General features: G+C 55.9%; 23 protein-coding genes. 20 read left to right on the top strand and 3 right to left on the bottom strand.

Annotation, left to right across the window (positions count from 1 at the left end; all coding sequences use genetic code 11):
* The first annotated feature begins 2 nt into the window (after positions 1 to 2).
* The 9 genes from tssF to rep all read left to right on the top strand — a co-directional run bounded on the left by tssF (position 3) and on the right by rep (position 13,667).
* A complete protein-coding gene (gene tssF / locus PL263_RS12905; RefSeq protein WP_278209761.1) occupies positions 3 to 1,889 on the top strand; it encodes a type VI secretion system baseplate subunit TssF in 1,887 nt (628 codons plus the stop codon).
* The gene (gene tssG, locus PL263_RS12900; protein ID WP_278209760.1) at positions 1,871 to 2,926 is read left to right on the top strand and encodes a type VI secretion system baseplate subunit TssG; all 1,056 of its coding nucleotides are present in this window, start codon (positions 1,871 to 1,873) and stop codon (positions 2,924 to 2,926) included. The genes tssF and tssG overlap by 19 nt, the downstream gene beginning before the upstream one ends.
* Before the next feature lie 33 nt (positions 2,927 to 2,959).
* Positions 2,960 to 5,653, top strand: a complete 2,694-nt coding sequence (gene tssH / locus PL263_RS12895; protein WP_278209759.1) for a type VI secretion system ATPase TssH — start codon at positions 2,960 to 2,962, stop codon at positions 5,651 to 5,653.
* Positions 5,654 to 5,808: 155 nt separating this feature from the next.
* A complete protein-coding gene (locus tag PL263_RS12890; protein WP_278209758.1) occupies positions 5,809 to 6,267 on the top strand; it encodes a hypothetical protein in 459 nt (152 codons plus the stop codon).
* 1,375 nt (positions 6,268 to 7,642) lie between these two features.
* Positions 7,643 to 8,236, top strand: a complete 594-nt coding sequence (locus tag PL263_RS12885) for a hypothetical protein (RefSeq protein ID WP_140912044.1) — start codon at positions 7,643 to 7,645, stop codon at positions 8,234 to 8,236.
* 12 nt (positions 8,237 to 8,248) lie between these two features.
* Complete coding sequence (locus PL263_RS12880; protein ID WP_140912045.1) at positions 8,249 to 8,539, top strand: PAAR domain-containing protein; 291 nt, start codon at positions 8,249 to 8,251, stop codon at positions 8,537 to 8,539.
* A gap of 44 nt (positions 8,540 to 8,583) precedes the next feature.
* Positions 8,584 to 10,578 (top strand): type VI secretion system tip protein VgrG, encoded by a 1,995-nt coding sequence (locus tag PL263_RS12875; RefSeq protein WP_140912046.1) that lies wholly within the window; start codon positions 8,584 to 8,586, stop codon positions 10,576 to 10,578.
* Positions 10,579 to 10,816: 238 nt separating this feature from the next.
* On the top strand, positions 10,817 to 11,398 hold the full coding sequence (gene sodB / locus PL263_RS12870) for a superoxide dismutase [Fe] (RefSeq protein ID WP_278209757.1): 582 nt from the start codon (positions 10,817 to 10,819) through the stop codon (positions 11,396 to 11,398).
* A gap of 259 nt (positions 11,399 to 11,657) precedes the next feature.
* The gene (rep, locus tag PL263_RS12865; protein WP_278209756.1) at positions 11,658 to 13,667 is read left to right on the top strand and encodes a DNA helicase Rep; all 2,010 of its coding nucleotides are present in this window, start codon (positions 11,658 to 11,660) and stop codon (positions 13,665 to 13,667) included.
* A 6-nt stretch (positions 13,668 to 13,673) separates the two neighbouring features.
* Here rep and PL263_RS12860 read toward each other — a convergent pair whose 3' ends face one another.
* On the bottom strand, positions 13,674 to 15,014 hold the full coding sequence (locus tag PL263_RS12860; RefSeq protein WP_140912049.1) for a DegQ family serine endoprotease: 1,341 nt from the start codon (positions 15,012 to 15,014) through the stop codon (positions 13,674 to 13,676).
* Between the two features lie 148 nt (positions 15,015 to 15,162).
* Here PL263_RS12860 and PL263_RS12855 point away from each other — a divergent pair, with 148 nt between their 5' ends.
* Positions 15,163 to 16,506, top strand: coding sequence for a cyclic nucleotide-binding domain-containing protein (locus PL263_RS12855; protein ID WP_278209755.1), 1,344 nt, complete (start codon positions 15,163 to 15,165; stop codon positions 16,504 to 16,506).
* Between the two features lie 37 nt (positions 16,507 to 16,543).
* Here PL263_RS12855 and rpmG read toward each other — a convergent pair whose 3' ends face one another.
* Both rpmG and rpmB read right to left on the bottom strand, forming a co-directional pair.
* Complete coding sequence (gene rpmG, locus PL263_RS12850; protein WP_140912051.1) at positions 16,544 to 16,699, bottom strand: 50S ribosomal protein L33; 156 nt, start codon at positions 16,697 to 16,699, stop codon at positions 16,544 to 16,546.
* Positions 16,700 to 16,710: 11 nt separating this feature from the next.
* Positions 16,711 to 16,947: a 50S ribosomal protein L28 gene (gene rpmB / locus PL263_RS12845; RefSeq protein ID WP_140912129.1), complete on the bottom strand. Its 237-nt coding sequence runs from the start codon at positions 16,945 to 16,947 to the stop codon at positions 16,711 to 16,713.
* 138 nt (positions 16,948 to 17,085) lie between these two features.
* Here rpmB and gshB point away from each other — a divergent pair, with 138 nt between their 5' ends.
* From gshB to PL263_RS12795, 10 genes are all read left to right on the top strand, one after another.
* Complete coding sequence (gene gshB / locus PL263_RS12840) at positions 17,086 to 18,036, top strand: glutathione synthase (protein WP_140912052.1); 951 nt, start codon at positions 17,086 to 17,088, stop codon at positions 18,034 to 18,036.
* A 1-nt stretch (position 18,037) separates the two neighbouring features.
* Positions 18,038 to 18,931, top strand: coding sequence for a TonB family protein (locus tag PL263_RS12835; RefSeq protein WP_278209754.1), 894 nt, complete (start codon positions 18,038 to 18,040; stop codon positions 18,929 to 18,931).
* Between the two features lie 15 nt (positions 18,932 to 18,946).
* Entirely contained in the window at positions 18,947 to 19,513 is a 567-nt protein-coding gene (locus PL263_RS12830; RefSeq protein ID WP_278209753.1) for a YqgE/AlgH family protein, read from the top strand.
* Positions 19,506 to 19,952, top strand: coding sequence for a Holliday junction resolvase RuvX (gene ruvX / locus PL263_RS12825; RefSeq protein ID WP_278209752.1), 447 nt, complete (start codon positions 19,506 to 19,508; stop codon positions 19,950 to 19,952). Before PL263_RS12830 ends, ruvX begins: the two co-directional genes overlap by 8 nt.
* A gap of 72 nt (positions 19,953 to 20,024) precedes the next feature.
* Positions 20,025 to 20,546 (top strand): bifunctional pyr operon transcriptional regulator/uracil phosphoribosyltransferase PyrR, encoded by a 522-nt coding sequence (gene pyrR / locus PL263_RS12820; RefSeq protein WP_140912056.1) that lies wholly within the window; start codon positions 20,025 to 20,027, stop codon positions 20,544 to 20,546.
* Complete coding sequence (locus PL263_RS12815) at positions 20,543 to 21,505, top strand: aspartate carbamoyltransferase catalytic subunit (protein ID WP_278209751.1); 963 nt, start codon at positions 20,543 to 20,545, stop codon at positions 21,503 to 21,505. The genes pyrR and PL263_RS12815 overlap by 4 nt, the downstream gene beginning before the upstream one ends.
* A gap of 70 nt (positions 21,506 to 21,575) precedes the next feature.
* Entirely contained in the window at positions 21,576 to 22,880 is a 1,305-nt protein-coding gene (locus tag PL263_RS12810) for a dihydroorotase (RefSeq protein ID WP_278209750.1), read from the top strand.
* A 45-nt stretch (positions 22,881 to 22,925) separates the two neighbouring features.
* Positions 22,926 to 23,627, top strand: a complete 702-nt coding sequence (locus tag PL263_RS12805; protein ID WP_140912059.1) for a TIGR00730 family Rossman fold protein — start codon at positions 22,926 to 22,928, stop codon at positions 23,625 to 23,627.
* Between the two features lie 66 nt (positions 23,628 to 23,693).
* Positions 23,694 to 24,680 (top strand): MoxR family ATPase, encoded by a 987-nt coding sequence (locus tag PL263_RS12800; RefSeq protein ID WP_140912060.1) that lies wholly within the window; start codon positions 23,694 to 23,696, stop codon positions 24,678 to 24,680.
* Positions 24,680 to 25,594, top strand: coding sequence for a DUF58 domain-containing protein (locus tag PL263_RS12795; protein ID WP_278212875.1), 915 nt, complete (start codon positions 24,680 to 24,682; stop codon positions 25,592 to 25,594). The genes PL263_RS12800 and PL263_RS12795 overlap by 1 nt, the downstream gene beginning before the upstream one ends.
* Position 25,595 lies beyond the last annotated feature (1 nt).

Raw genomic sequence — 25,595 nt, 5'->3', positions numbered from 1 at the left:
CAATGGATCCGAAACTGCTGAAATACTACAACCGCGAATTGCAATACGTGCGGGAAGTCGGGGCCGAATTCGCCGCCGAATTTCCGAAAATTGCCGGTCGCCTGGGCCTGGATACCTTCGAGTGTTCCGATCCTTATGTCGAACGGCTGTTCGAAGGCTTTGCCTTCATGGCGGCGCGGGTACAGCTTAAAGTCGACGCCGAGTTTCCGAATTTTACCCAGCAGTTATTGCAAATCGTCTATCCGCATTATTTGTCGGCGACGCCGTCGATGACGGTGGTGGAATTCAAGCCGGATCTGGCCGAGGCGGCGTTAGCGGAAGGATTGACCATTGCTAAGGATACTGTGCTGCGCAGCTTGATTGCGAAAGGCGAACAAACCGCCTGCGAATATAGGACTTCGCAACCGGTGCAACTTTGGCCGCTGCAACTGGCGCAATTGGAATATTTGCCCAGTTTGGCGGCGATTTCCAGCAGCGGGCTGACACCGGGACGCTATCCGCCGACGGTCAAGGCCGCATTCCGCATCGTGTTGCGTACGGTCGGCGGCATTAAGTTCAGCAAGATGCCGCTGCAAAACTTGCCCTTGTTCTTGCGCGGTTCCGGCAATATTCCTTACCGCTTGTACGAGCAGTTTTTGGCCAACGCGGTGGGCTTGGCCGCAAAATTCAAAGTCGGCGCGTCCCATGGTTTCGAATACGCCAACGGCCGAGTGGCGCGTGGCATGGGCTTCAATCAGGAAGAGGCGTTGCTCAGGCAAACGCCGCGCTCGTTCGACGGTTACCGGATATTGCAGGAATATTTCGCGTTTCCGGATCGCTACCTGTTTGTCGAGTTGGAGCGGTTGAATCAGTTGACGGCGACCTGCGATAGCGAGGAACTGGAGCTGTTCGTGCTGTTGGACCGGAGCGATTTGCAACTGGTCAACGCGTTGGACCAGAACAATTTGGCGCTGTTTTGCGCGCCGGCTATCAATTTGTTCCCGAAGCGCGCCGACCGCATGCACGTCGACCATCGCCAGTCCGAATACCATTTGGTAGTCGACCGCAGCCGGCCGATGGATTTCGAAGTGTACAGCGTTAACGAGGTTTGCGGTTACGGAAATGACCAAGCCGGCGAGCAACCATTTCTGCCGTTCTACGGTTCCAAATCGGCGTACCAGAATCAGGCTGAAACCGCATTTTATGCGCTAAGGCGGACGAAGCGGGTGTTGTCGTCCAAACAGCGCCGCAAAGGCGTGCGTTCCAGCTACATCGGCAGCGAAGTGTTTATCGCCCTGGTCGACGCGACCGAGGCCCCCTATTCCACCAAATTGGCGCAGTTGGGCGTCGAGACGCTCTGCACCAACCGCGATTTGCCTTTGGTCATGCCGGTTGGTTTGGGCGATACCGACTTTACGCTCCAGATCAGTGCGCCGGTCAAATCGATCCGTTGTATCGCCGGGCCAACCCGGCCGCTACCGGCAGCCTACGAGTCGGATACGGTGTGGCGCTTGATCAACCATTTGTCGCTGAATTACTTGTCCTTGATCGACAGCGATCAGAAAACCGGCGCCGCCGCATTGCGGGAATTATTGGGCTTGTATGCGGAAAGCCGCGAGCCGGCGATCAAGAAGCAAATCGAGGGCGTTATTTCGGTTAGCTCGAAGAATGTAGTCAGGCGCATCGATTCCAAAGGGCCGATGGTGTTCGGTCGCGGTCTGGAAATATCGGTCTTACTCGACGAATCGGCCTTCGAAGGCGGCGGGTATTTCTTAATGGGTACCGTGCTGGAGCAGTTCTTTGCCCGTTACGTGTCGATCAATTCCTTCGTCGAAACCGCGATTCGCACTACCGACCGCGGCGAAGTGGCCAGATGGCCGGTGAGGATGGGATGCCGCCAAACGTTTTGATCGACGAATTGCGGCAAGCCGCGGATCGCTTCGATTTTTTCGAAGCTTTGCGTTTGATAGAAACCTTGCACCCGGACAAGCCGCGCTTGGGAGAAAGTCTGAAAGCCGGGGACGATGCGATCCGCTTGTCTCAGGAACCCGGATTGGAATTTCCGGCGTCGGCCATCTCGGCTTACGTCGCCGAGAGTGCTAATTCGGCAAAGCCCCGGCTGGCAGTCAACTTTATGGGATTGTTCGGCCCGAACGGTCCGTTGCCCTTGCATTTGACCGAATACGCCCGGCAACGTGCGCGCCACCATCACGACCCGACCCTGGCCCGGTTTGCCGATGTGTTTCACCATCGCATGATCAGCCTGTTTTACCGGGCTTGGGCCAATGCTCGACCGGAAGTGCATTACGATCGGCCGCACACCGACCGCTTTGCTTTTTATGTGGGTAGCTTGGCGGGCGTTGCCGGAGAGGCTTTCCAGCAGCGGGATGCGCTGGCGGATCGGGCGAAACTGTTTTACGCCGGCCATTTTTCCGTCCAAACCAAACATCCCGACGGATTGCGCGCCGTGATTGCCGATGTCCTGGGGCTGGGAGTGCGTATCGAGGAGTTCGTTGGCGAGTGGATGGACATCCAACCGGCCGAACAAACCCGTTTGGGTGCAACTCCCGAAATTGCCAGCTTAGGCCAAACCGCCTTACTGGGTGCTTCGGTCTGGGGTTGTCAGCACAAATTCAAGGTCGTACTGGGGCCGATGGCGTTGGCCGATTATCTGGCATTGTTGCCGGGCGCGGTATTGTTCGAACAAGTCAAGTCTACCGTAAGGAATTACGTCGGCGATGAGTACGTGTGGGATGCCCAATTGGTATTGAAATGCGCAGAAGTACCGCCGGAAATGGCTCTGGGTGTTCCGCCGCAACAGGATAAGCGCAGTATGAACGGCTATGCCCAACTGGGCTGGAGTATGTGGCTGGGGCCGCGCAGTAGCGAATGCGACGCCGACGATTTATTGCTAGACCCATTTATCGCCGTAGGGGCGAACTGTTAAACCAACCTTAACTTTTGAACAGGAAATGTAGCGATGGCAGAAATTAGCCGAGTCAAGCTGTTTGGGAAATTAAACCGGGTTTGTTACAAAGCCGTTGAGAGCGCGACGGTGTTTTGCAAACTGCGCGGGAACCCCTATGTCGAATTGGTGCATTGGTTGAGCCAATTGCTGCAATTGCCCGACTCCGACCTGCACCGGGCGATCAAGCATTACGGCCTGGACATGTCGCGGATCGCGAAAGAAGTCACCGAAGCGCTGGACAAGCTGCCACGCGGTTCGACCTCGATTTCCGATTTCTCGCCGCATATCGAAGACAGCGTCGAACGCGGCTGGGTTTACGGCACGTTGTTATTCGGCGAAAACCAGGTACGTAGCGGCCATTTGCTGGTCGGCATGCTAAAAACCAAAGGTCTGCGCAACGAGCTGATCGGCATTTCCCGTGAATTCGAAAAACTGAAACCGGACAGCGTCTCCGACGAGCTGCCGAATGTGATTGCCGGTTCGCCGGAAGACGGCCAGACGGCAACGGACGGCAGCCATATCGCCGCGACGCCGGGCGAGGCCAGCGGTGCGATAGCGCCGGCGGCGATGGGCAAGCAGGAGGCCCTGAAACAATTCACCGTCGACCTGACCGAACAGGCCCGCCAAGGCAAGATTGATCCGATTGTCGGCCGCGACGAGGAAATCCGCCAGGTCATCGACATCCTGATGCGCCGCCGCCAAAACAATCCGATTCTGACCGGCGAGGCCGGGGTCGGCAAAACGGCGGTCGTCGAAGGTTTTGCTTTGAAAATTGTCGCCGGCGACGTGCCGCCGTCTTTGCGCGACGTCAGTTTGCGCACCTTGGACGTCGGCTTGCTGCAGGCCGGCGCCAGCATGAAAGGCGAATTCGAAAACCGCCTGCGCCAAGTCATCGAAGAAGTCCAAGCTTCGCCGAAACCGATCATTCTGTTCATCGACGAAGCTCACACGCTGGTCGGCGCCGGCGGCGCAGCTGGTACCGGCGATGCCGCCAATCTGTTGAAGCCGGCGTTGGCGCGCGGCCAATTACGTACCGTCGCGGCGACCACCTGGGCCGAGTATAAAAAACATATCGAAAAAGATCCGGCCTTGACCCGCCGCTTTCAAGTCGTGCAAGTCCACGAACCGGACGAAGCCAAGGCTATCCGCATGATGCGCGGCGTGGTATCGGTGCAGGAAAAACACCATCAGGTGCTGATTCTGGATGAAGCGCTGGAAGCGGCGGTGAAATTGTCGCATCGCTACATTCCGGCTCGGCAACTGCCGGACAAGGCGGTTAGCCTGTTGGATACCGCTTGCGCCCGCGTCGGCGTCAGCCAGCACGCCGTGCCGGCCGAAGTCGACGACTGCCGCAAGCGTATCGAAGCGCTGGAAACCGAATTGGCGATCATCGGCCGCGAAAAAACCGTCGGTGTCGAAGTGGTTGGCCGCGAAGAGTTGGCCAACGAAAAATTGGCGGCCGAACGCGAGCGGCTGGTGGGTTTGGAGGAGCGTTGGAACGCCGAGAAAGAATTGGTCGGCAAGATTCTGGCGCTGCGCAGCAAATTGCGTTCGGCCGGACATGCGGTGGACGGTGCAGCCGAACCAACAACCGATTCGACTGACGCGCAGGAAGACCGCGATGCCTTGTTGGCCGAATTGAAAGACTTGCAAACGCAATTGCATGAACAGCAAGGCGAGTCGCCGTTGATCTTACCGACGGTCGACCATCAGGCCGTCGCCGCCGTGGTGCAGGATTGGACCGGCATTCCGGTCGGGCGGATGGTCAAGAACGAAATCGAAACCGTGCTGAAACTGGCCGACAATCTGGAACAGCGCATCATTGGCCAGCGCCATGCGTTGGAGATGATTGCCAAGCGGATTCAGACTTCGCGCGCCGGATTGGACAATCCGAACAAACCGATCGGCGTGTTCATGTTGGCCGGTACGTCCGGCGTCGGTAAGACCGAAACCGCGCTGGCTTTGGCCGAAGCCTTGTACGGCGGCGAGCAGAACGTCATTACCATCAACATGAGCGAATACCAGGAAGCGCATACCGTGTCGACATTGAAAGGTGCGCCTCCCGGCTACGTCGGTTACGGCGAGGGCGGGGTGTTGACCGAAGCGGTCCGGCGCCGGCCCTACAGCGTCGTGTTGCTGGACGAGGTCGAAAAAGCTCACCCCGACGTGCACGAAATCTTCTTCCAGGTGTTCGACAAGGGCTGGATGGAAGACGGCGAAGGCCGCGTCATCGACTTCAAAAACACGCTGATTTTATTGACCACCAACGCCGGTACCGACCTGATCGCCAATCTGTGCAAAGACCCGGATCTGATGCCGGAACCGGAAGGGATTGCCAAAGCGCTACGCGAACCGTTGCTGAAGGTGTTCCCGCCGGCGCTGCTCGGCCGTTTGGTGGTGATTCCGTACTATCCGCTAAACGACGAAATGATAGGCGCGATCGCCCGCTTGCAATTGAACCGGATCAAAAAGCGGGTCGAAGAAACCCACAAGGTCCCGTTCAACTACGACGACGACGTGATCAAACTGATCGCCAGCCGCTGCACCGAATTGGAAAGCGGCGGCCGGATGATCGACGCGATCCTGACCAACACCGTGTTACCGAAAATCAGCGAGGAGTTTTTGACGAGGATGATGGAAGGTGCGCCGATCGAGCGGGTACAGGTTAAGGTTGAGGGTGGGGATTTTGGCTATGGGTTTGAATGATTTTTGTTGGATATTCCTGTTGGAAATAGGTTAAGGCCGACATTTAATTATTAGTTAAATGGTTTTTTGTCGTTTGGTCTTTATTGGAAATATGTGTGGTGTTTTGCTGTTGTATGGCAGATTTATTTTAAATTAAAAAGTTAGCTGGAGGAAATGTGGCGGATGTAACTTATACGTTTGATTTTGAGAAATATCATGTTTATAAAGTCTTGGCTAATGAGTCGCTTAAAGAAATAGTTGCTAAGGGCATCAAAAAAGCTAGTCTTCGTCAGTCAGCTCATAGTAGAGGAGGTAAGAATACTCTATTGGTTATGAATGCAGCCCAAGAACAACAGTTGCATGAATATATTCGAAAAAATAAGTTATTTGGTGACGGAGTGTGGGTTCCTGTCTACGGTTGTATCGTAATTGGATATTCGGATGGCAAGAAAGGAATCGTATACACCGGGGGAACAGTGGAGTTAAACATAAAGAAGGAGAAATCTAGCGGTAATCAACCGCCGACATACGTGCTTTCGCATTGTGGCGGAATTTCGGAGGATGCAACTTATGTTGGGACTACCGCGTATGCTAAATGGGAGACTACTTGGGGAAATACCTCTATAAGTGCGTAAGTATTACGGAATTATAATGATGGGCGCTGTGAGGTATTGTTGGGCTCAATTTCGGTGCATATGTCTTGCGTAGCCAGGATTATTTAAGAAAATCTGTTTTTCGGATTTGCTTTTGAGGTGATAAGGAAATGCTTTATAAAGCAGAATTTCAAATCAAGATTGATCAGATATTCTGGGCGAACATCAGAGACTCCCAATTTCCGAGTGATCGAAAAATCGAGATTGTGCCGGGTGTCGATGCGGTTTGGTTACCGTATACGCAAGAGTGATTGACTCGGTTAGCAGGTTGGTGAAAAACCATATTTCAGACACTAGTTTTGCTCAATCGAACCAGCATTTAGTGGGAAAAATAGCCTCATCGTCACTAAATATAGAGTCATTCAAAGGCAAAAAAGAGTTTTTCACCAACCTGTTAAGTTAAGGATGGTAGGAGCGGGCCCTGCCCGCGATCAAACGGCTTCGGTCGCAGGGCTGGCCTGCTCCTACAGGATGTGAACCAGCCGTTCTGTTCCTTAACTTAACGGCATTGGGGGGAAAGGGGACTGGTATCAAGTGTCGGGGTGCAGTGAATAAAGGTGGCCTGATACACTGCAGAGCAGTTTTATCCTTAAACTAAGTCGGATGTAGGCTGCTTTTTTTCAGCAACTAGATCATTAAGCGATTCGACGATTGAAATTCTAGTCGGTCAATCTCGAAGCACTCGGATGGGCGGAATCTGAATGCTTTGTTTCTAACTGGGGGATAGTGAAGTCGCCACCTGTCTGGGCTACTCAGAAAGCGCAATTCCAGCATCTTTACAGGCCCTAACGGTTACCGCCGCATATGGTCGACGATTGGCTGGTGCAAAAATAGGAGTCCAGTACTTGGTTGGGTGAGGGCTTTCAAGGTGGTATTCGGTGCAACAGTTCGGATGTCGTGATCGGTTATTGTGGTACGAATCCGGGACAAAAGTGGAAACTAATCTCGGATTTGGGAGCCCATCTGAAAATCGGCTTGCGCATGTTGTCCAACAATTGCTCGTCGGCGCGGCAAATGTTGAAGGCCGCCAAAAAATGCTACTGGCAGACGAATATCGGTCAGTGGGCATTTGTTAGGTGGCGGTTTGGCACAAGTGGTTGGCGTTTGGGAACGCGTACCAGCCGCCACCGTTAACTTTAACGTTTCGGCGATGGCTGATGCCACCGGCGGCGGTGCGCACGGTAAGGGTAATTGTTGGCAGGCGGTATTGCAAACGGATTGGGCCAACATAAACCCGTTCGAAGCGCTTTAAACCGGGTAGCTAACTTGGCGTTCAACGGTTAATATTTTTACCTGTGATACGCATAATCACGGTCAGGACAATCCGAACTCAGACTCGTTGAAGATGGGAGACAGCATGACAACTGCGGTAAGTTTACGCAAAGTGACGATGCCCACGGCGGCGCAAATTTGCCGGGATATTCAGTTGGAGCCAGATGCGTTACGTTGTTTGGCCGAGGACTTGGCACCGGCGGCATTTTTGCGCAACTTGATCGAACTCAAACTGTTCCCCGATGCCGTTCGGTTTCTGGCAAGAGCCTTGCCCAAGCGGGAAGCAACCTGGTGGGCCTGCATCAGCGCCCGCAGCGTGGTCGGACCGGATACCAAGCCGGAAGTGGTGAAAGCCTTGGAGGCTGCCGAGTTATGGGTGTTCAAGCCGACCGAACCCAATCGCAGATTGGCGAACAGCGCAGCCCACGATGCGTCGTTCGAAAACCCGGCTGCTTGGGCGGCAATGGCGGCGTTCTGGAGTGAAGGCAGTATGGCGCCGGAAAACGTGCCGGCCGTGCCACCGGCCGACAATTTGACCGGTAAGGCTGTGGCCGGGGCCGTGATGCTGGCCGCGGTGCTGACGCAGCCGGACAAATCCCAGGACAAATACCAGTTCTTTCTGGAGCAAGGTATCGATATCGCCAACGGCGGTAACGGCCGGGTCTGGCAAGCGGCTTGACGGAGGGACGATATGGGACAGCCCGCCGCACGCTTGACCGATATGCATGTTTGCCCAATGTTCACCGGACCGGTACCCCATGTGGGCGGGCCGATTTCCGGCCCCGGCGCCCCCACCGTTTTAATCGGTAATATGCCCGCTGCCCGTGCTACAGATATGGCGGTTTGCGTCGGACCTCCCGATACCATTGCGATGGGTTCCACGACAGTATTGATTGGCAATATGCCGGCCGCCCGTATGGGCGACACTTGCGCCCACGGCGGCACCATTGTCGTCGGTTACCCGACCGTATTGATCGGGTAACTCGCCGGGCTCGGTTCTTCAACAGTTTCATTTAGGATTTCGACATGTCCCTCTCTCAAGATCAACGTGTAGCCAAGGTGACCACGGCGCTGGGCGATGGTGTTTTCGCACTTTATCGGATGACCGGTAACGAAACCGTCAGCCGCTTGTTCGAATACGAATTGGAACTGTTGAGCGAAAGCGGTACCCTCGATTTGAAAGCTTTATTGGGTACCGGTTTGACGGTCCAACTGGCATTGGAGAACAGCGGTAGTCGCTGGTTTAACGGTATCGTCACTCGGGTCAATCAACTCGGCATGCTGGGCGACTTGTACAACTACCGGGTCTGGTTGCACCCCAAAGCCTGGTTGATGACCAGGGCGAGCAATTGCCGGGTTTTGTCGCCTTCTGTCGGCGAAGGCAACCAAGCCGCGCCGACCACCGCGTCCGAGATCGTCAAGAGCATACTTGGCGAATACGGCATCGTGCCGACCTTGAATCTGAACGAAACCTACCCGGAGCGTGAGTTCTGCGTGCAATATCGGGAGACGGATTTCAATTTGGTCAGCCGTTTGATGGAGGAGGAGGGTATCTATTACTACTTTAAACACGAGAACGGCAGCCACACCATGGTATTGTGCGACAACATGCAGGCGCACCAGGCGCTTGCCGGCAATGCCACGGTCAAGTATTACCCGCCCGACAATCAGGGCGTGCGCGATGAAGAACATATTTTCGATTGGACTTTCAGTCGGCAAATTCAAAGCGGCGGTTACCGCTTGAACGAATACGATTTCGAAGCCGCCACTGCCGATTTGAAGGTGGCGTCGTTGATTGATGGCGAACATGCGGAATCCGGGAAGGAAATTTACGATTATCCGGGCGAATATAAAACCTCTACGGAAGGCGAGCGCTACGCCAGGTTACGGATGGAACAGGCCCGTTCCGAGCACGAGCAGATCTTTGCCGGCGGTAATGTAAGAGGGCTGGCAACCGGTCTGACGTTCAGCTTGGCCGAATATCCCCGCGCCGACCAGAATAGCCAGTACATGGTGTTGTCTACCGACATCAGCATTCGCAATAACGGTTTCGACTCCGGTGCCGGCGGCGAGGAAGAGTACCTGTGTACCTATTCGGTGATCAATACGTCTTATGTTTACCGCCCGCCCCGTTTGACACGGGTTCCGGTGGTTCAAGGCGTGCAAACCGCCGTCGTGGTTGGCGGACAGGGCGACGAAATCCTGACCGACCAATACGGCCGGGTTAAAGTCCAGTTCCATTGGGACCGGCTCGGCACCAAAAACGAGAATAGCTCCTGTTGGGTGCGGGTCGCGCAGATTTGGGCCGGCAAGAACTGGGGCAGCATGTTCATACCCCGAGTCGGCCAGGAGGTTGTGGTCGATTTTCTGGAAGGCAATCCGGACAATCCGATCATAACCGGCCGAGTTTACAACAGCGTCAATATGCCGCCGTACACGCTGGATGCCAATAAAACCCAAAGTGGTATCAAGACTCGCAGCACGCCTCAAGGCGGCACCGGAAACTTTAATGAACTCCGGTTCGAGGACAAGTATGGTGAAGAGGAAATCTATCTGCACGCGGAAAAAAACTTTACCCGTATCGTCGAGAACAACGACGTGCAGAAAATCGGGTTCGATAAAAAAGATGCCGGCGATCAAACCATAGATATCTATAACCACCGCACCGTGACCCTGGATCAGGGTAACGATAAATTGACGGTCAAGACCGGTAACCGCACCGTCGAGATTCAGCAAGGCAACGACGAATTGACCGTCAGTTCCGGCAACCGTAGCGTCAAGTTGGGATCGGGCAATTTGACGGTTAAGCTCGATGCCGGCGCCATTTCGGAAGAAGCGGCGCAATCCATAGAACTGAAAGTAGGCTCCAACAGCATCAAGATCGACCAGAGCGGTGTGACGATTAAAGGCATGATGGTCAAAATCCAAGCCGACACTCAGGCTGAGCTGAAGGGTTTGCAGACTACCGTCAGCGGCGACGGCATGCTGACATTGAAAGGCGGCGTGGTGATGATCAACTAATGCGTGGCGGGTACTGCCGGGTGCTATTTTATAACACTTTGATTTGCTAGGGTTTTTAAAGGTTCTGGTTGCGGCAACGCCCAGCGCGGCCCTACGATCTGTTCTAAAAATACTAAGCTATTGAATTAAATGTGCTTTTTAAAACCAGAATAATTCTTTATTATAATGCTAGGTAATTAGGTTGGACCCGGTCCGCACCTAGTCACTGCTGCTGTTCAATCAATCTGGAGAATTAAAGATGAGTTTTGAATTACCTGCATTACCGTATGCCAAAGACGCTTTGGCGCCGCACATTTCCGCCGAAACCATCGAATACCACTACGGCAAACACCACCAAACCTATGTGACCAACCTGAACAATCTGGTTCCGGGTACCGAGTTCGAAGGTTTGTCTCTGGAAGAAATCGTCAAAAAATCGTCCGGTGGCGTGTTCAACAACGCAGCCCAAGTCTGGAACCATACATTCTATTGGAATAGCCTGTCTCCCAACGGCGGCGGCGAACCGACCGGCGGCTTGGCCAACGCGATCGAGAGAACCTTCGGTTCGTTCGAAAAATTCAAAGAAGAATTCACCAAGTGCGCCGTCACCACGTTCGGTTCCGGCTGGGCATGGCTGGTGAAAAACGACAAGGGCGGCCTGGAACTGGTCAGCACTAGCAACGCCGGTTGCCCATTGACCGACGGCAAGACTCCGATCTTGACCTGCGACGTTTGGGAGCACGCCTATTACATCGATTTCCGTAACCTGCGCCCGAAGTACCTGGAAGCATTCTGGGCTTTGGTTAATTGGGAATTCGCCAGCGCCAATTACGAAGCTTAAGTTCTAACCCGGCGCGGACCGGCGTCCTCACAGGCCCGCCCGCGCCGTTTTTGGCTGAAAAGCACTACGGAACGGCAGAGTCTAATCCCCTGCCTTCTTACTCGGCGCCATTCTTTTGCAAACCAGGTTTTGCCGACGGGCTAAAATAGCCTGTACCGTTCAGGAAATGCCCTGCCACAGCGTGTGGCCCACGATGAAGTACGTCTGCTTCCATAACAAGGGCGGCAAAGGCGTGACCAGCTCGTTCGATCATTCATAAATGGCTCCCAAACTCAATCCGCAACAACTCGCCGCGGTCAAAACCGTGGATCGTCCTTTGCTGGTGCTGGCCGGTGCCGGCAGCGGCAAGACCCGGGTAATTACCGAAAAGATTGCGTACCTGGTGCAACAAGGCACCGCGGCGCGGCATATCGCCGCCGTCACCTTTACCAACAAGGCCGCGCGGGAGATGAAAAGTCGGGTCGGCCGTTTGATCGACGACAAGCAAAGCCGCGGCCTGCGGGTGTCGACGTTTCATTCCCTGGGTTTGGAAATTCTGCGTAAGGAACACAAGGCGCTGGGGTACAAGGCTGCGATCACCTTGTTCGACGAGCAGGACAAATTGAGTCTGCTGAAACAGTTGATCGGCCATGGTGCCGACGGTTGCGACATCGACGCCGTCGAGAGTTACAACCATAAGATAGGGCAGTGGAAAAACGCATTCGTCAGTCCGGAGCAGGCCTTGAGCCGGGCCGACGACACAGAAACCGCCGCGGCGGCGCGCTTGTATCATCAGTTCAACCGCAGTTTGAAGGCCTATAACGCGGTGGATTTCGACGACCTGATCGGCCTGCCGGTGGAATTGTTTCAACGGCATCCGGATGTTCTGGAAAAGTGGCAGCATCGGATTCGCTATTTGCTGGTCGATGAGTATCAGGATACCAATATCACCCAGTACCAGTTGGTGCGGGCGCTGGCCGGGTCCTTGGGCCGGTTTACAGTGGTCGGCGACGACGACCAGTCGATTTATGCCTGGCGCGGCGCCCAGCCCGAGAATCTGAGTCAGTTGCAAAAGGATTACAGCCGGTTGCAGGTGATCAAGCTGGAGCAGAACTACCGCTCGGCCGGGCGGATTTTGAAGGTGGCCAACCAATTGATCGCCAACAATCCGCATACCTTCGAGAAAAAATTGTGGAGCGAACTCGGCTACGGCGAGCCGTTGCGGGTGTTGAGCCATAAAAACGATCTGGCCGAGGCCAAGCAAATCACCGCCGAGATCGTTCACCACCGGTTCAAGACCGGCGGCAGCTACGGCGACTATGCCATTTTGTACCGCGGCAACCACCAGTCGCGCTTGTTCGAGAAGGAGCTGCGCGAAAATAACGTGCCGTATTTCATCAGCGGCAGCGCCTCGTTTTTTTCGTTCACCGAAATCAAAGATGTGCTGGCTTATCTACGCCTGTTGGTCAACCGCGAAGACGACGCGGCGTTCTTGCGGGTGATCAACACGCCGCGGCGGGAGATCGGGCCGACCACTTTGGAAAAATTGGGCGCTTACGCCAACGAGCGGCATATCAGCTTGTTCCAGGCCTGTTCCGAACTGGGCTTGCAGCAGCGGCTGTCGGAAAAATCGGTGCTGCGTCTGACCCGGTTTTGCGATTGGGTGCGGGATAAGGCGCTGAAGATCGAGCGCGGCGATACCTTTGCCGAAATCGAAAAAATGATAGACGAAATTCATTATCCACAGTGGCTGGACGAGAACAGCAAAACCCCGGCCTCGGCCGAGCGCAAGCTGAAAAACGTCTACGAATTGATCGAGTGGCTGCGGCGCATCGCGACTAAAGAGGAGGGCCGCGAACAGTCGTTGGCGGATGTGATCGCTAAAGTGATGCTGCTGGATATCCTGGACCGCAACCAGGAGGAACAGGCCGGCGACCAGGTCAGTCTGATGACCTTGCACGCCGCCAAGGGGCTGGAGTTTCCGCACGTGTTTCTGATCGGCATGGAAGAAAACCTGTTGCCGCACCAGAACAGCATCGAAACCGGCAATATCGAGGAAGAACGGCGCCTGGCTTACGTCGGCATCACCCGCGCCCAACAAACTCTGACCTTCAGTTATTGCACTCACCGCAAGCGCTACGGCGAATTGGCGGAATGCGAACCCAGCCGGTTTTTAGGCGAGTTGCCGGAGGAGGATTTGGAGTGGGCCAATAAAAAACAATTGGCCCCGGAGGAGATCAAGCAGCGCGGCAAGGCCAGCCTGGCCGCGCTGAAGTCGATGTTGACCTGACGCCGACTATTGCAGCACCACGAAGAACGCTTCGCCGCCGCGTTGCAGGTTGACCAGCAGCGGCGCGTTGGGATTGACCACCTGCTTCATTTCGTCCAGGTTCCGGACCCGGTAGCGGTTGGCGGTGACGATGACGTCGCCGGGGCGCAGGCCGGTTTTCCAGGCTTTCGAGTTTTGTTCCACTTTTTCGATCAGAACTCCTTCCACCTGCTCTTTCGGCGTGACGCCGAGCGTGGCGCCGCTCAGGATCGGATGCAGTTTGGCGCCTTCGAGCTGTGGCCGTTTCGGTTTGCCTATCGTGGCCTGCACGGTTTTGCGTTCTTCGCCGCGCATGATGTCCAATTCGGCAGTATCGCCGACTTGCAGCAGGCCGACCGCATTACGGATTTGGGTGCTACCGCCTTTTACATCCTGGCCGTTGATTGCGACGATGATGTCACCGGGTTCCAGCCCGGCTTTTTCGGCCGGCGATCCGGCTTCGACTCGGCTCACCACGGCGCCATGCTGGCTTTTCAAGGAGAAGGCTTTGACCAAGTCCGGCGTCAGATCTTGGGTGGTGACGCCGAGCAGGCCGCGGCGCACCTCGCCGTGCTGCACCAAAGACTCCATTAAACGCAGCGCCATGTTGGACGGAATCGCGAAGCCGATGCCGACATTACCGCCGCTCGGCGCCAGGATGGCTGTGTTCATGCCGACGAATTCGCCGCGCAAGTTGACCAGTGCGCCGCCGGAGTTGCCGGGATTGATCGAGGCGTCGGTCTGGATGAAGTCTTCGTAACCTTCGATGCCGAGGCCGGAGCGGCCCAGGGCGCTGACGATGCCGGAAGTGACGGTTTGGCCCAGGCCGAACGGGTTGCCGATCGCGACGACGAAATCGCCGACTTTCAGTTGGCTGGAATCGGCGACTTTTAACGCAGTCAGGTTGTCGGCCGGGATTTGGATTACTGCGACGTCGGCTTCCGGGTCGGTGCCGAGCAATTTAGCGTTCAGTTGGCGGCCGTCGGCCAGGGTTACGTTAATCTTGTCGGCTTTGTCGATCACGTGGTTGTTGGTCAACACGTAGCCTTGGTCTTTGTCGATGATCACGCCGGAGCCCAGGCTGTTGCGCTGTTGTTGCTTGGGGTTGTTGGGGATGTTGAAGAACCGGCGGAAGAGGGGGTCGTTCATCAGCGGGTTTGCCTGCATCCTCACGTTGGTGGAGGTGGAAATGTTGACCACGGCCGGCATGCTTTGCTCCAGCATCGGCGCCAGTGACGGCAGGTTGGTGCCATCCACCTGCAAGGGCAATGCGGCGTTGGACTGCCAACTACTCAAGCCAAGCAAAAATAGCAGAATGATTTTTCTCATGGTGGTTATGTTTTTGGGTTGTGGTTTGTTGGATTGCCGGCATGGACACGCCGGAGCCTAATTTGTTTCCCGGAGTTTAATTAATAATCGGCTATCATAGGTTATGTTCCGTCGTTGGATTCCATACTCTTCAATCCGCACCTGACTAGTGGCTGTCGACATCCATTCCGCCGAGGGCCGGATTATCCGGCAGTTAATTCCGCTCTCCACGCTGCCGTTCAGTAAATTTGAGGCGATATGCGCCCAAATCAATATCGAATCCGCCGAAGAAGGTAAATTTTTATTTCAACGCGGCGACGAACGCAACGAGTTGGTCTATTTGCTGGACGGCAGCGTGACCTTGCAGACCGAAGCGCTCACGATTGAAACCATCAGCGCCGACAGTCCGTCAGCCCGGTTTGCGCTGGCGCATCAGATTCCGCGAAAAGTGAACGCAGTCGCTAATAGTAGAATTCGGTTTTTACGTTTGAATACCGATATGGTGAAATCGGCGCAAGACGGCAATTTCGAGGAAAACGAGAGTTTTATGGTGGTAGACGAGGTGGAAGACAACGACGACTGGATGACGACTTTATTGAAGTCGCCGGTGTTTCGTGCGTTGCCGCCGGCAAACCTGCAGAAGATTTTGATCGGTATGCAGGAACTGCGCGTCGACGCCGGGGACGTGATCGTCAGGCAGGGCGATGTCGGCGATTATTTCTACATCATCAAGAGGGGGCGTTGCCAAGTCAGCCGCAGGCCGGCGCCGAATGCAAAAGATATTAAGCTCGCCCTGCTGAGCGATCAGGATACTTTCGGCGAAGATTCGCTGATTTCCGGGGAGCCGCGAAATGTGTCGGTGACCGCGCTGACCGATGTCAGTCTGTTGCGCTTGGCGAAAGAGTTGTTTTTGACCTTGATCAAGCAGCCGACGCTGAAATATATCAATTATCGAGAGTCTCAGGAATTAGTGGCTAAAGGCGCGGATTTGATCGACGTTCGCGAGCCGGACCACTATAAGCCGCTGCATTTGCCGTTGAGCATCAATATCCCGTTCTTTTCATTGCGAATGCATTTGAAAACCTTGAACCGGCAGCATCCGATCGTGGTGGTGTGCCAGAACGGCCGGATGAGCGAGGCGGCGGCTTTTATTTTGATGAGGCACAAATTCAATGCGTTGATTTTGGCCGGCGGTATTGACGAGATCGATCCGAGCTATTTGAAATCGCCGTCTTCGTTTCCGATCGACGACGGTATCGAGACTGGCAATTTCCGTGAGATTGCCGGCGACACCGCCATGTCAGCCGCCACTAGTCAAGTCTTCACCGAGCCTTCGTCGCTGCAGGACGACATGCTAAAGCTGCGTCGCTATTTGCAACAACTAAAGACCAAATACAATATTCTGGAAGCAGAGAAAAAGGCTTTGGAGATGAAATACTTATCGCTTGCCAAGTATTCCGAAAGCCTGAAGGCCGAGCTGGAGGAAATCAAGAACGCCGGCAACCGGGGCTGACCGGAGATTCCGGCCGCCCGGCGGGCTAGAAGCGGAATTATTTGATTTTGGCTTCTTTGTACATTACGTGTCTGCGGACGACAGGATCGAATTTTTTGATCTCCATCTTTTCCGGCATGGTTTTTTTGTTTTTAGTGGTGGTGTAGAAGTGGCCGGTACCTTCAGTCGAAACCAATTTGATTTTGTCGCGCATTGTCTGTCTCCTTAAACTTGTTCGCCACGGCTACGGATGTCGGCCAAAACCGCATCAATGCCATTTTTGTCGATGATTCGCATGCCTTTTGAAGATACTCTCAAGCGTACCCAGCGGTTTTCGCTTTCCACCCAGAATCTGTGATGGTGCAGATTCGGCTCAAAACGGCGCTTGGTTTTGTTCATTGCGTGTGAAACGTTGTGCCCGCTCAGGGGGCGTTTACCTGTTACTTGGCATACTCTGGACATGACTACCTCAATGCGAGCTTTTGATTCAAAATAGCCGCGCTTTATATCAAAAAAACTTTTCCGGGTAAACCGCAGCCTGGAAAATAAATTTGATAAAATCCCCCGCATTCCCACTTGTTTCGCGTAATACAGGACTTTATGGCAATCAAACTCGGCATGGTCATGGATCCCATCGGCCAGATCAATATCAAAAAAGACACCAGTTTTGCCATGTTGCTGGAGGCTCAGGCCCGCGGCTGGGAACTGCACTACATGGAGTTGTCCGATCTGTTTATGCGTAACGGCCATGCCTATGCCCGCAGCCGCCTGCTCGAAGTCAAGCGCGACGAGAAACAATGGCATGCTTTCGGCGCCGAGCGGCAGATCGAACTGTCCGAGCTGGACGTGATCATGATGCGCAAGGATCCGCCGTTCAACCAGGAATATATTTACGCCACCTATATGCTGGAGCAAGCCGAACGCCAAGGCGTGTATGTAGTCAATAAGCCGCAGTCGCTACGCGATGCCAACGAAAAAATGTTTACCGCTTGGTTTCCACAATGCTGCACCGATACGTTGGTGGCGCGGGACCCGCAAAAAATCCGCAATTTTCTGGCCGAACAAGGCGAGATCATTTTGAAGCCGCTGGACGGCATGGGCGGCGCCTCGATTTTCCATGTGCGCGAGGGCGACCCTAATCTGAGCGTGATTCTGGAAACCATGACCGGCCACGGCAGCAGTTACATCATGGCGCAACGTTACTTACCGGCGGTCAGGGACGGCGACAAACGAATCTTGATGGTGAACGGCGAACCGGTGCCGTATTGCCTGGCGCGGATTCCGGCCAGCGGCGAAAGCCGCGGCAATCTGGCGGCGGGTGGACGCGGTGAAGGCCGCGAATTGAGCGCGCGCGACCGTTGGATTGCCGAACAGGTTGGGCCGACATTGCGGGAAAAAGGTTTGGTGTTCGTCGGCTTGGATGTGATCGGCGATTACCTGACCGAAGTCAATGTCACCAGCCCGACCTGCGTCCAGGAGTTGGATAAGCAATTCGGCATCAATATCAGTGCGCAATTGATGGACCACATTGCTGCCCAAGTGCAAGGTTGAAATGCAGGCTCCGCAGTTGACGTCGACCCCGCTGTCGCAAGGCGATTCGCTGATCACGGCTTTGTTTCTGGCGGCGGTGGTGCACGTCGTGATTGTATTGGGTATCAACTTTACCTCGCCGAAACCGGCAAAGATGGATAAATCGCTGGAGATTACAGTGGCCCATACTCCGCTGAAAAAGGCGCCGAAGGATGCCAAGTATCTGGCTGCGGAGCATCAGCTCGGCGCCGGCGAGCAAACCCAAAAACCGGAGCCTTTGCAGCATAAAGAGGCGGTACCGTTTTCGCCGCCGAGTCCGCCGCAGAAAAAAGTGGTGCCGCAGCCGATGCCGGTTCCGGCCAAACCGGTCACCGAAAAGGTGCTGGTCCAAGCCAGGGCGCCGGTTAAGATTGCGGCTGAGCCGGAACAGCCGGTGGAAACACCCGAGCCGGTTGAGGTCCATGACGCCGCCCCCAAATTATCCCCTGAAGCCCTGCAGCAGCAGATCGCGCAACTGGGCGAGCGGATTCGCAACAGCCAGCAAAGTACCCAGGAATCGAAAATCAAATTCGTCAACTCGATCAGTACCCACAAATACCTGGCAGCGCAATACGTCAAGGATTGGGAAGACAAGGTTGAGCGTACCGGCAATCTGAATTATCCTGAGGCGGCTCGCAAAAAAGGGGCCTCGCAAATCTTGACGATGGATGTCGGCATCAGTGCCGACGGCAGTATTTACAGTATGCGGATTGTTAAATCGTCCGGAAATCCGGCGCTGGACGATGCTGCCAAGCGCATCGTCAAGATGAGTGCGCCGTTTGCGGCGTTACCGGACGAGTTGTTGAGAGAAGTGAACGTTTTGGTGATTACCAGGGTCTGGAAATTCTCGGACGAAACCGGTATGACCGCCCGTTAGCCTATGAGCACTGCCATGACAGACGCAACTTATTTGAACAATCAGTTTTTGATCGCGATGCCCGGCCTGGCCGACCCGCATTTCTTTCATACCGTCACCTACCTGTGCCAACATAATGCGGAAGGCGCGCTCGGTATCGTGATAAACCGGCCGACCGGTATGAAGTTGAAAGATATTTTCGAGCAGATGGGCATCAAATCCGAAATCGAAGCCGTGTTGAACACGCCGATTTTCGCCGGCGGCCCGGTGCAGCAGGAACGCGGCTTCGTGATTCACAATGCCTGCGAGCAGCGTTGGGATTCCAGTATTTCCACGGCGGAAAACATCACCTTGACCAGTTCCCGCGACATCCTGGAAGCCATCGCCGAAGGTAGAGGCCCAAGCCATTATCTGATCGCGCTGGGTTATGCCGGTTGGGGTAGCGGCCAGTTGGAGAAAGAAATCGTCGAAAACGCCTGGTTGAATACGCCTTGCGGCGAAGCCATCCTCTATGAGACGCCGATCAGCCAGCGCTGGAATGCCGCGGCTGGTCAGCTCGGCATCGACATCAATCGTCTAACCACGCCGGCCGGACATGGTTAAAATCGACCCGCTGGCTGCCAAATTAAGCAGCGACGCCTATTTGGGATTCGATTTCGGCAATAAAAAAATCGGCGTAGCCGTCGGTTATGCCGGCAGCGGCATCGCCAGTCCGCTGCAAACCATTCGTTCCTTAAACCAGGTGCCGGACTGGAGCAGGATCGGCCAACTGATCGCCGAATGGCGGCCGGCCGGCTTGGTCGTCGGCATTTCCCGGCAAGCCGACGGTTCCGACAACGTGGTGACGCCGCGGATGCAGAAGTTCTGTCGCCAGTTGCAGGGGCGTTACAATTTGCCGGTGCACCAGATCGACGAAGCGCTGACCACGTTTGCCGCCAAACAGATGCTGTTCGACGAACTGCAACTCAGTGCGACCAAACTATGGGCGGTCCAAGACCAGCTTGCCGCCCAATTGATTTTGCAAAGTTGGTTCGACCGATAACCGCGGATTTCGGTGCGGATTGGTTATGCCCCGCGCCCGGCCGCCAACAATAACAAAATGCTCAACCACACCATGTCTATCGATTCTTTGAACATCGACGTCCTGCTGGACAATCTGGAACTTGCCATCCGGCAGCAGATCGGCGAACGAAAACTGCAAAATCCGCTGCTGATCGGAATCCACAGCGGCGGGGCTTGGGTTGCCCGCCACATGCACTTGCGCTTGGGCATCAGCGAGCCCTTGGGTTTGCTGGACATCACCTTTTATCGCGACGATTTTTCCCAAATCGGCATGCATCCCAAAGTCAAAACCAGCCAATTGCCGCCACATCTGGAAGGGCGCGATATCATTCTGATCGACGACGTGTTTTACAGCGGCCGTACCAGTCGCGCCGCACTGAACGAGATTTTCGATTACGGCCGCCCCAATCAGGTCGTGCTGGCGGTGTTGATCGAGCGCAACGGCCGCCAAATTCCGTTGCAGCCGGATTGCCGCGGCATCCGTATCGATTTGGCCGAGGGCCAGCGGATTAAATTGACCGGTCCCGACCCGCTCGGCATCGAGATTCAGGATTTGGCCGGAGTCGCGGCATGACCCGGCATCTGCAACTGACCGAGCAAGGCAAACTCAAACACTTTCTGACCATCGAGGGCCTGGATCGGGAGTTGCTGACCGAGATTCTGGACACGGCCGAATCCTTCGTCGGCATGTCCGAGCATCAGGTGAAGAAAGTGCCGTTGCTGCGCGGCAAGACCATCGTCAATCTGTTTTTCGAAAACTCGACCCGCACCCGCACCACGTTCGAGCTGGCTGCCACCCGGCTGTCGGCCGACGTGTTGAACATGGATATTGCCCGTTCCGCCACATCCAAGGGCGAAAGCCTGCTCGACACCATCCGCAATTTGGAAGCGATGCAGGTCGACATGTTCGTCGTGCGCCACGCTTTGAGCGGCGCCGCCCACTTCATCGCTCAACAAGTGGCGCCCCACATCAGCGTAATCAATGCCGGCGACGGCCAGCATGCGCACCCGACCCAGGCCATGCTGGATATGTTCACGATTCGTCAACATAAAAAACAATTCGAGGGGCTGAAAGTCGCGATCGTCGGCGATATCCTGCATTCGCGGGTGGCGCGCTCGCAAATTCTGGCTTTGAATGCCTTGGGTGTGGCCGAGGTTAGAGTCATTGCGCCGAAAACACTATTGCCGGCCCAGGTCAAAACCATGGGCGTGACGCCGATCCACGACATGGACGAGGGCTTGGTCGATGTGGATGTGGTAATCATGTTGCGTTTACAAAAGGAACGGATGAACTCGGCCTTTCTGCCCAGCGAAAGCGAATTTTTCCGCTGCTTCGGTTTGACCGAAGCCAAACTGCAACGGGCCAAACCCGATGCGATCGTGATGCATCCGGGCCCGATCAACCGCGGTGTCGAAATCGCCTCCAGTGTTGCCGACGGCCCGCAGTCGGTGATCCTGCAGCAAGTCAGCAACGGCGTGGCGGTAAGGATGGCGATCATGTCAATGACCATGCAAAGCGGAGGTACGGCATGACAAAATTTCAGGATAGAAATTTTGCACTGCCAACGGCGGCCCGCCAAGGTGCCGCACCAGGAGGTGCGGCATGACCAAAATCCGAATCGACAATGGCCGCATCGTCGATCCGGCCAGCGGCATCGACGCCATTGGCCCGGTCTATATCGCCGACGGTAAAATCGTGGCGGTTGGCGAAGCGCTGGCCGATTTCGCTGCCGAACAAACTATCGACGCGACCGGCCAGTTGGTTTGCCCCGGCTTCGTCGACTTGAGCGTGCGCTTACGCGAGCCGGGCCAGACCCAAAAAGGCAATATCCAATCCGAAACCCGGGCCGCGCTGGCCGCGGGCGTGACTTCGTTGTGTTTGCCGCCCGACACCAAGCCCTGTATCGACACGCCGGCCGTGGTCGAATACATCAAAGACAAGGCCGAGCAGGCCGGTTATGCGCAAGTTTACAGTATCGGCGCGCTGACCCAGCGTCTGAACGGCAACGAGCTCAGTGCCATGTTTGCGCTGAAGCAGGCCGGCTGCATCGCAGTCGGCAATGCCAGTGCCCCGCTCGGCAATTTGCTGATCTTGCGCCGGGCGATGGAGTACGCCAGCAGCCACGATTTGCTGCTGATGTTCCGCGCCAACGAAGCGTCCTTGTCCGGCAAGGGCTGCGCCCACGAAGGCGCGGTCGCCAGCCGCTACGGCTTGCCCGGCATTCCGGAAGCGGCGGAATCGATTGCATTGGCACAATGTCTGGAACTGGCCGAACTGACCGGCTGCCGGGTGCATTTCAGTCAGATCAGTTGCAAGCAATCGGTGATCAAGATCCAACAGGCCAAGAAGTACGGTCTGAACGTCACCGCCGACGTCGCGATACACCAACTGCACCTGACCGAAAACGACATGGCACCGTTCGACGGCAATTACCACGTGATGCCGCCGCTACGGGGCACGATAGACCGCCAGTATCTGCGCGAAGCGTTGGCCAACGGCACCATAGACGCGATTTGTTCCGATCACCAACCGCACGATCTGGACGCCAAGCTCGGCGCGTTTCCGGAAACCGAGTCCGGCGTCGCAGCGCTGGAAACGCTGGTGCCGTTGACGCTGGCCCTGACCGGCCAACACCGCATCGGCCTGACGCAAGCGATTGCCGGCCTGACCTGCAACCCGGCGCGGATCATGGGCCTGGCCGCCGGTACGCTGGCCGTGGGCAGCAACGCCGACATCTGTATTTTCGATCCGGCGCTGGTCTGGCGGGTCGAGCGCCCGGCCTGGCTTAGCGCCGGCTGCAACACGCCTTACTGGGGGCGCGACCTGACCGGGCGCGTGACCCACACCTTACAAGCCGGGCGGATTGCATATTGCCTGTCGGATATTTCTGGAGTTAACCGGGGCTGACCCTTAGCACCGTGACGGCGGGCAGCCCTCGCCAAGGAATTTAACATGAGTTGCATCAAAAATCGGACCAGCAGTTCCGCTTCGACCAGCATTATCGACGATTTGAAAGGCGACCAATCCTGGCGCATCTTCCGGATCATCAGCGAGTTTACCGAAGGCTTCGATGAATTATCCGGCCTGTGCGACGCGATCTCGATTTTCGGTTCGGCCCGCTTGAAACCGGATCATCCCTATTACGTCAAGACCGTCGAAATCGCCGACCTGCTCAGCAAACAGGGCTTTGCCATTATCAGCGGCGGCGGTCCGGGCGTAATGGAAGCCGCGAATAAAGGCGCGATCGCCAACGACCAACCCTCCATCGGTTTGAATATCGAATTGCCGATGGAGCAAAAACCCAATCCTTACCAGAATATCGCGCTGAATTTCCGTTACTTCTTCGTGCGCAAAGTCATGTTCGTGCGTTATTCGATCGGTTACGTCTGTATGCCGGGCGGTTTCGGTACGCTGGACGAATTCTTCGAAGCGCTGACGCTGATGCAGACCCACAAGGTCTATCCGATTCCGCTGGTGTTGTTCGGCAGCGACTTCTGGAACGGGCTGATGGACTGGATGAAGGCGAAAATGCTCGAATACGGCACCATTTCCGAAGAGGATTTAGCACTGATCACCGTCACCGACGATCCGCACGAGGTGGTCAACATCATGGTCGCCCATCGCGAATGGAAAGACCGGCAACGTAAAAACTAGCCGCAAACGCAACTTTTCGGACCAAGGTCGGTCCCAACTCGGCAACATCAATCAAACCAATTCGACATGACTGCAACAAGTCCCGATTCCTGCCAAGCGGCGCTGCAACAACTCAAACACCATATCAATAGCCAAATCATCGGCCAGGAAGTCCTGGTAGAGCGGATGCTGATCGCGTTGCTGGCCGACGGCCACCTGTTGGTGGAAGGTGCGCCGGGGTTGGCCAAAACCCGCGCCATCAATGTTCTCAGCCAGGGCGTACAGGCCGATTTTCACCGGGTGCAATTTACCCCGGATCTGTTACCGGCGGATTTGACCGGCACCGAAATATACCGGCCGCAGCCCGGCAGCTTCGAATTTCAGAAAGGTCCGTTATTCCATAATCTGATCCTGGCCGACGAGATCAACCGGGCGCCGGCAAAAGTGCAGGCGGCGTTGCTGGAAGCAATGGCCGAGCGGCAGATCACGGTCGGTAAAGCCACCTATCCGCTGCCGCAACTGTTCATGGTGATGGCGACCCAAAACCCGATCGAACAGGAAGGCACCTATCCGCTGCCGGAAGCTCAGCTCGACCGGTTTTTGCTGCACGTCAAAATCGATTATCCGGATGCCGGCCATGAACAAGCCATTCTGCACCTCGCCCGGGCCGAAGCCAAAGGTGCTTTGCAAAACGGCGACTACCAGGCGCCCAAAATCAGCCAGCAAACGCTGTTCGCCGCCCGTGGCGAGGTACTCGACTTATACATGGCCGATAGTCTGGAGCAATACTTATTGCAGATCGTATTGGCCACCCGTAAACCGGCGGCCTACGGCCAGGACTTGGCCGGTTGGATCCAATACGGCGCCAGCCCGCGCGCCAGCATTGCGCTGGACCGCTGCGCCCGGGCCAAGGCCTGGCTGGCGCAGCGCGATTTCGTCGACCCGGCCGACATCCAGGACATGGCCTACGACGTACTTCGCCACCGGTTGATTTTGTCCTACGAGGCCGAGGCCGAGGGCGTCACTGCCGACTACGTGGTCAAGGAATTGATCGCCAGGATTGCCGTGCCGTGATGGATGCGCAACACACCGCCGATAACCCGCGGGTGGCGGTTACTCTGAAAGGCTTGGTCGATCTGGCCAAACCGGCCGCCGCGATCAGCCTGGGTCACGCCAATATCCGCGCCGCGCAGAGCGGTAATTACCTGTCGCATCTGAAAGGGCGCGGCATGGCCTTCGACGAAACCCGTCTGTACCAGCCCGGCGACGATGTACGCCGCATCGATTGGCGCGTCACCGCCCGCACCGGCAAACCGCACAGCAAAATTTTCAAAGAGGAACGCGAGCGGCCGATGTTCATCGCCGTCGATTACCGGGCGACGATGGCTTTCGCTACCCGCGGCGTGTTCAAGTCGGTGCAGGCCGCCCGTCTGGCGGCTTTGCTGGCGTGGGCCGCATTGCAACAGGGCGACCGCATCGGCGGCCAGATATTCAGCGAAGCCGGTTGCCTGGAATTGCGGCCGCAAACCGGCAAGCCGGCCTTGCTGCGGTTTTTGAATGCCTTGGTAAAACCGGCTTACAGCGGCGACCCGGCAGATCAGCTCGATATTCCGCTGTCCAGGCTGCTACATCACGCCCGCCCCGGCAGCCGGGTTTATATCCTCAGCGATTTTCGCGGTCTGAATCCGGCCGCCGAACGGCATTTGACCAATTTGGCCAAGCACTGCGAAGTGGTCATGGTGCATATTGCCGACCCGTTGGAAATGCGCTTGCCCAGCAAGGGCCGCTACAGATTTACCGACGGCTTGCGGGAAATCCTATTCGACAGCGCCGACCGGCAACGGGCGCAGTCCTATCAGCAACAGTTTGCCGATCGTCGGCGCCTGCTGCAGAAATTGTCCAGCCAATTGCACTCGCTGCTGATCCCCTGTAGCACGCAGCAAACCGCTCTGGACGTGCTGACCGGCGCCCGGCCGCATTGCCGCTAGA

Origin of the sequence: Methylomonas sp. EFPC3, assembly GCF_029643245.1 — a bacterium.
Classification (GTDB): Bacteria; Pseudomonadota; Gammaproteobacteria; order Methylococcales; family Methylomonadaceae; genus Methylomonas; species Methylomonas koyamae_B.
This window is presented reverse-complemented; position numbering and strand designations above follow the sequence as displayed.

Coding starts and splice junctions, on each gene's coding strand:
- PL263_RS12795 (WP_278212875.1), top strand. CDS start 24,680: ATGGATGCGCAACACACCGCCGATAACCCGCGGGTGGCGGTTACTCTG.
- PL263_RS12810 (WP_278209750.1), top strand. CDS start 21,576: ATGACCAAAATCCGAATCGACAATGGCCGCATCGTCGATCCGGCCAGC.
- tssH (WP_278209759.1), top strand. CDS start 2,960: ATGGCAGAAATTAGCCGAGTCAAGCTGTTTGGGAAATTAAACCGGGTT.
- rpmG (WP_140912051.1), bottom strand. CDS start 16,699: ATGCGCGACAAAATCAAATTGGTTTCGACTGAAGGTACCGGCCACTTC.
- gshB (WP_140912052.1), top strand. CDS start 17,086: ATGGCAATCAAACTCGGCATGGTCATGGATCCCATCGGCCAGATCAAT.
- PL263_RS12880 (WP_140912045.1), top strand. CDS start 8,249: ATGGGACAGCCCGCCGCACGCTTGACCGATATGCATGTTTGCCCAATG.
- PL263_RS12805 (WP_140912059.1), top strand. CDS start 22,926: ATGAGTTGCATCAAAAATCGGACCAGCAGTTCCGCTTCGACCAGCATT.
- pyrR (WP_140912056.1), top strand. CDS start 20,025: ATGTCTATCGATTCTTTGAACATCGACGTCCTGCTGGACAATCTGGAA.
- PL263_RS12830 (WP_278209753.1), top strand. CDS start 18,947: ATGACAGACGCAACTTATTTGAACAATCAGTTTTTGATCGCGATGCCC.
- PL263_RS12815 (WP_278209751.1), top strand. CDS start 20,543: ATGACCCGGCATCTGCAACTGACCGAGCAAGGCAAACTCAAACACTTT.
- PL263_RS12875 (WP_140912046.1), top strand. CDS start 8,584: ATGTCCCTCTCTCAAGATCAACGTGTAGCCAAGGTGACCACGGCGCTG.
- rpmB (WP_140912129.1), bottom strand. CDS start 16,947: ATGTCCAGAGTATGCCAAGTAACAGGTAAACGCCCCCTGAGCGGGCAC.
- PL263_RS12835 (WP_278209754.1), top strand. CDS start 18,038: ATGCAGGCTCCGCAGTTGACGTCGACCCCGCTGTCGCAAGGCGATTCG.
- sodB (WP_278209757.1), top strand. CDS start 10,817: ATGAGTTTTGAATTACCTGCATTACCGTATGCCAAAGACGCTTTGGCG.
- tssG (WP_278209760.1), top strand. CDS start 1,871: ATGCCGCCAAACGTTTTGATCGACGAATTGCGGCAAGCCGCGGATCGC.
- PL263_RS12885 (WP_140912044.1), top strand. CDS start 7,643: ATGACAACTGCGGTAAGTTTACGCAAAGTGACGATGCCCACGGCGGCG.
- PL263_RS12860 (WP_140912049.1), bottom strand. CDS start 15,014: ATGAGAAAAATCATTCTGCTATTTTTGCTTGGCTTGAGTAGTTGGCAG.
- ruvX (WP_278209752.1), top strand. CDS start 19,506: ATGGTTAAAATCGACCCGCTGGCTGCCAAATTAAGCAGCGACGCCTAT.
- rep (WP_278209756.1), top strand. CDS start 11,658: ATGGCTCCCAAACTCAATCCGCAACAACTCGCCGCGGTCAAAACCGTG.
- PL263_RS12800 (WP_140912060.1), top strand. CDS start 23,694: ATGACTGCAACAAGTCCCGATTCCTGCCAAGCGGCGCTGCAACAACTC.
- tssF (WP_278209761.1), top strand. CDS start 3: ATGGATCCGAAACTGCTGAAATACTACAACCGCGAATTGCAATACGTG.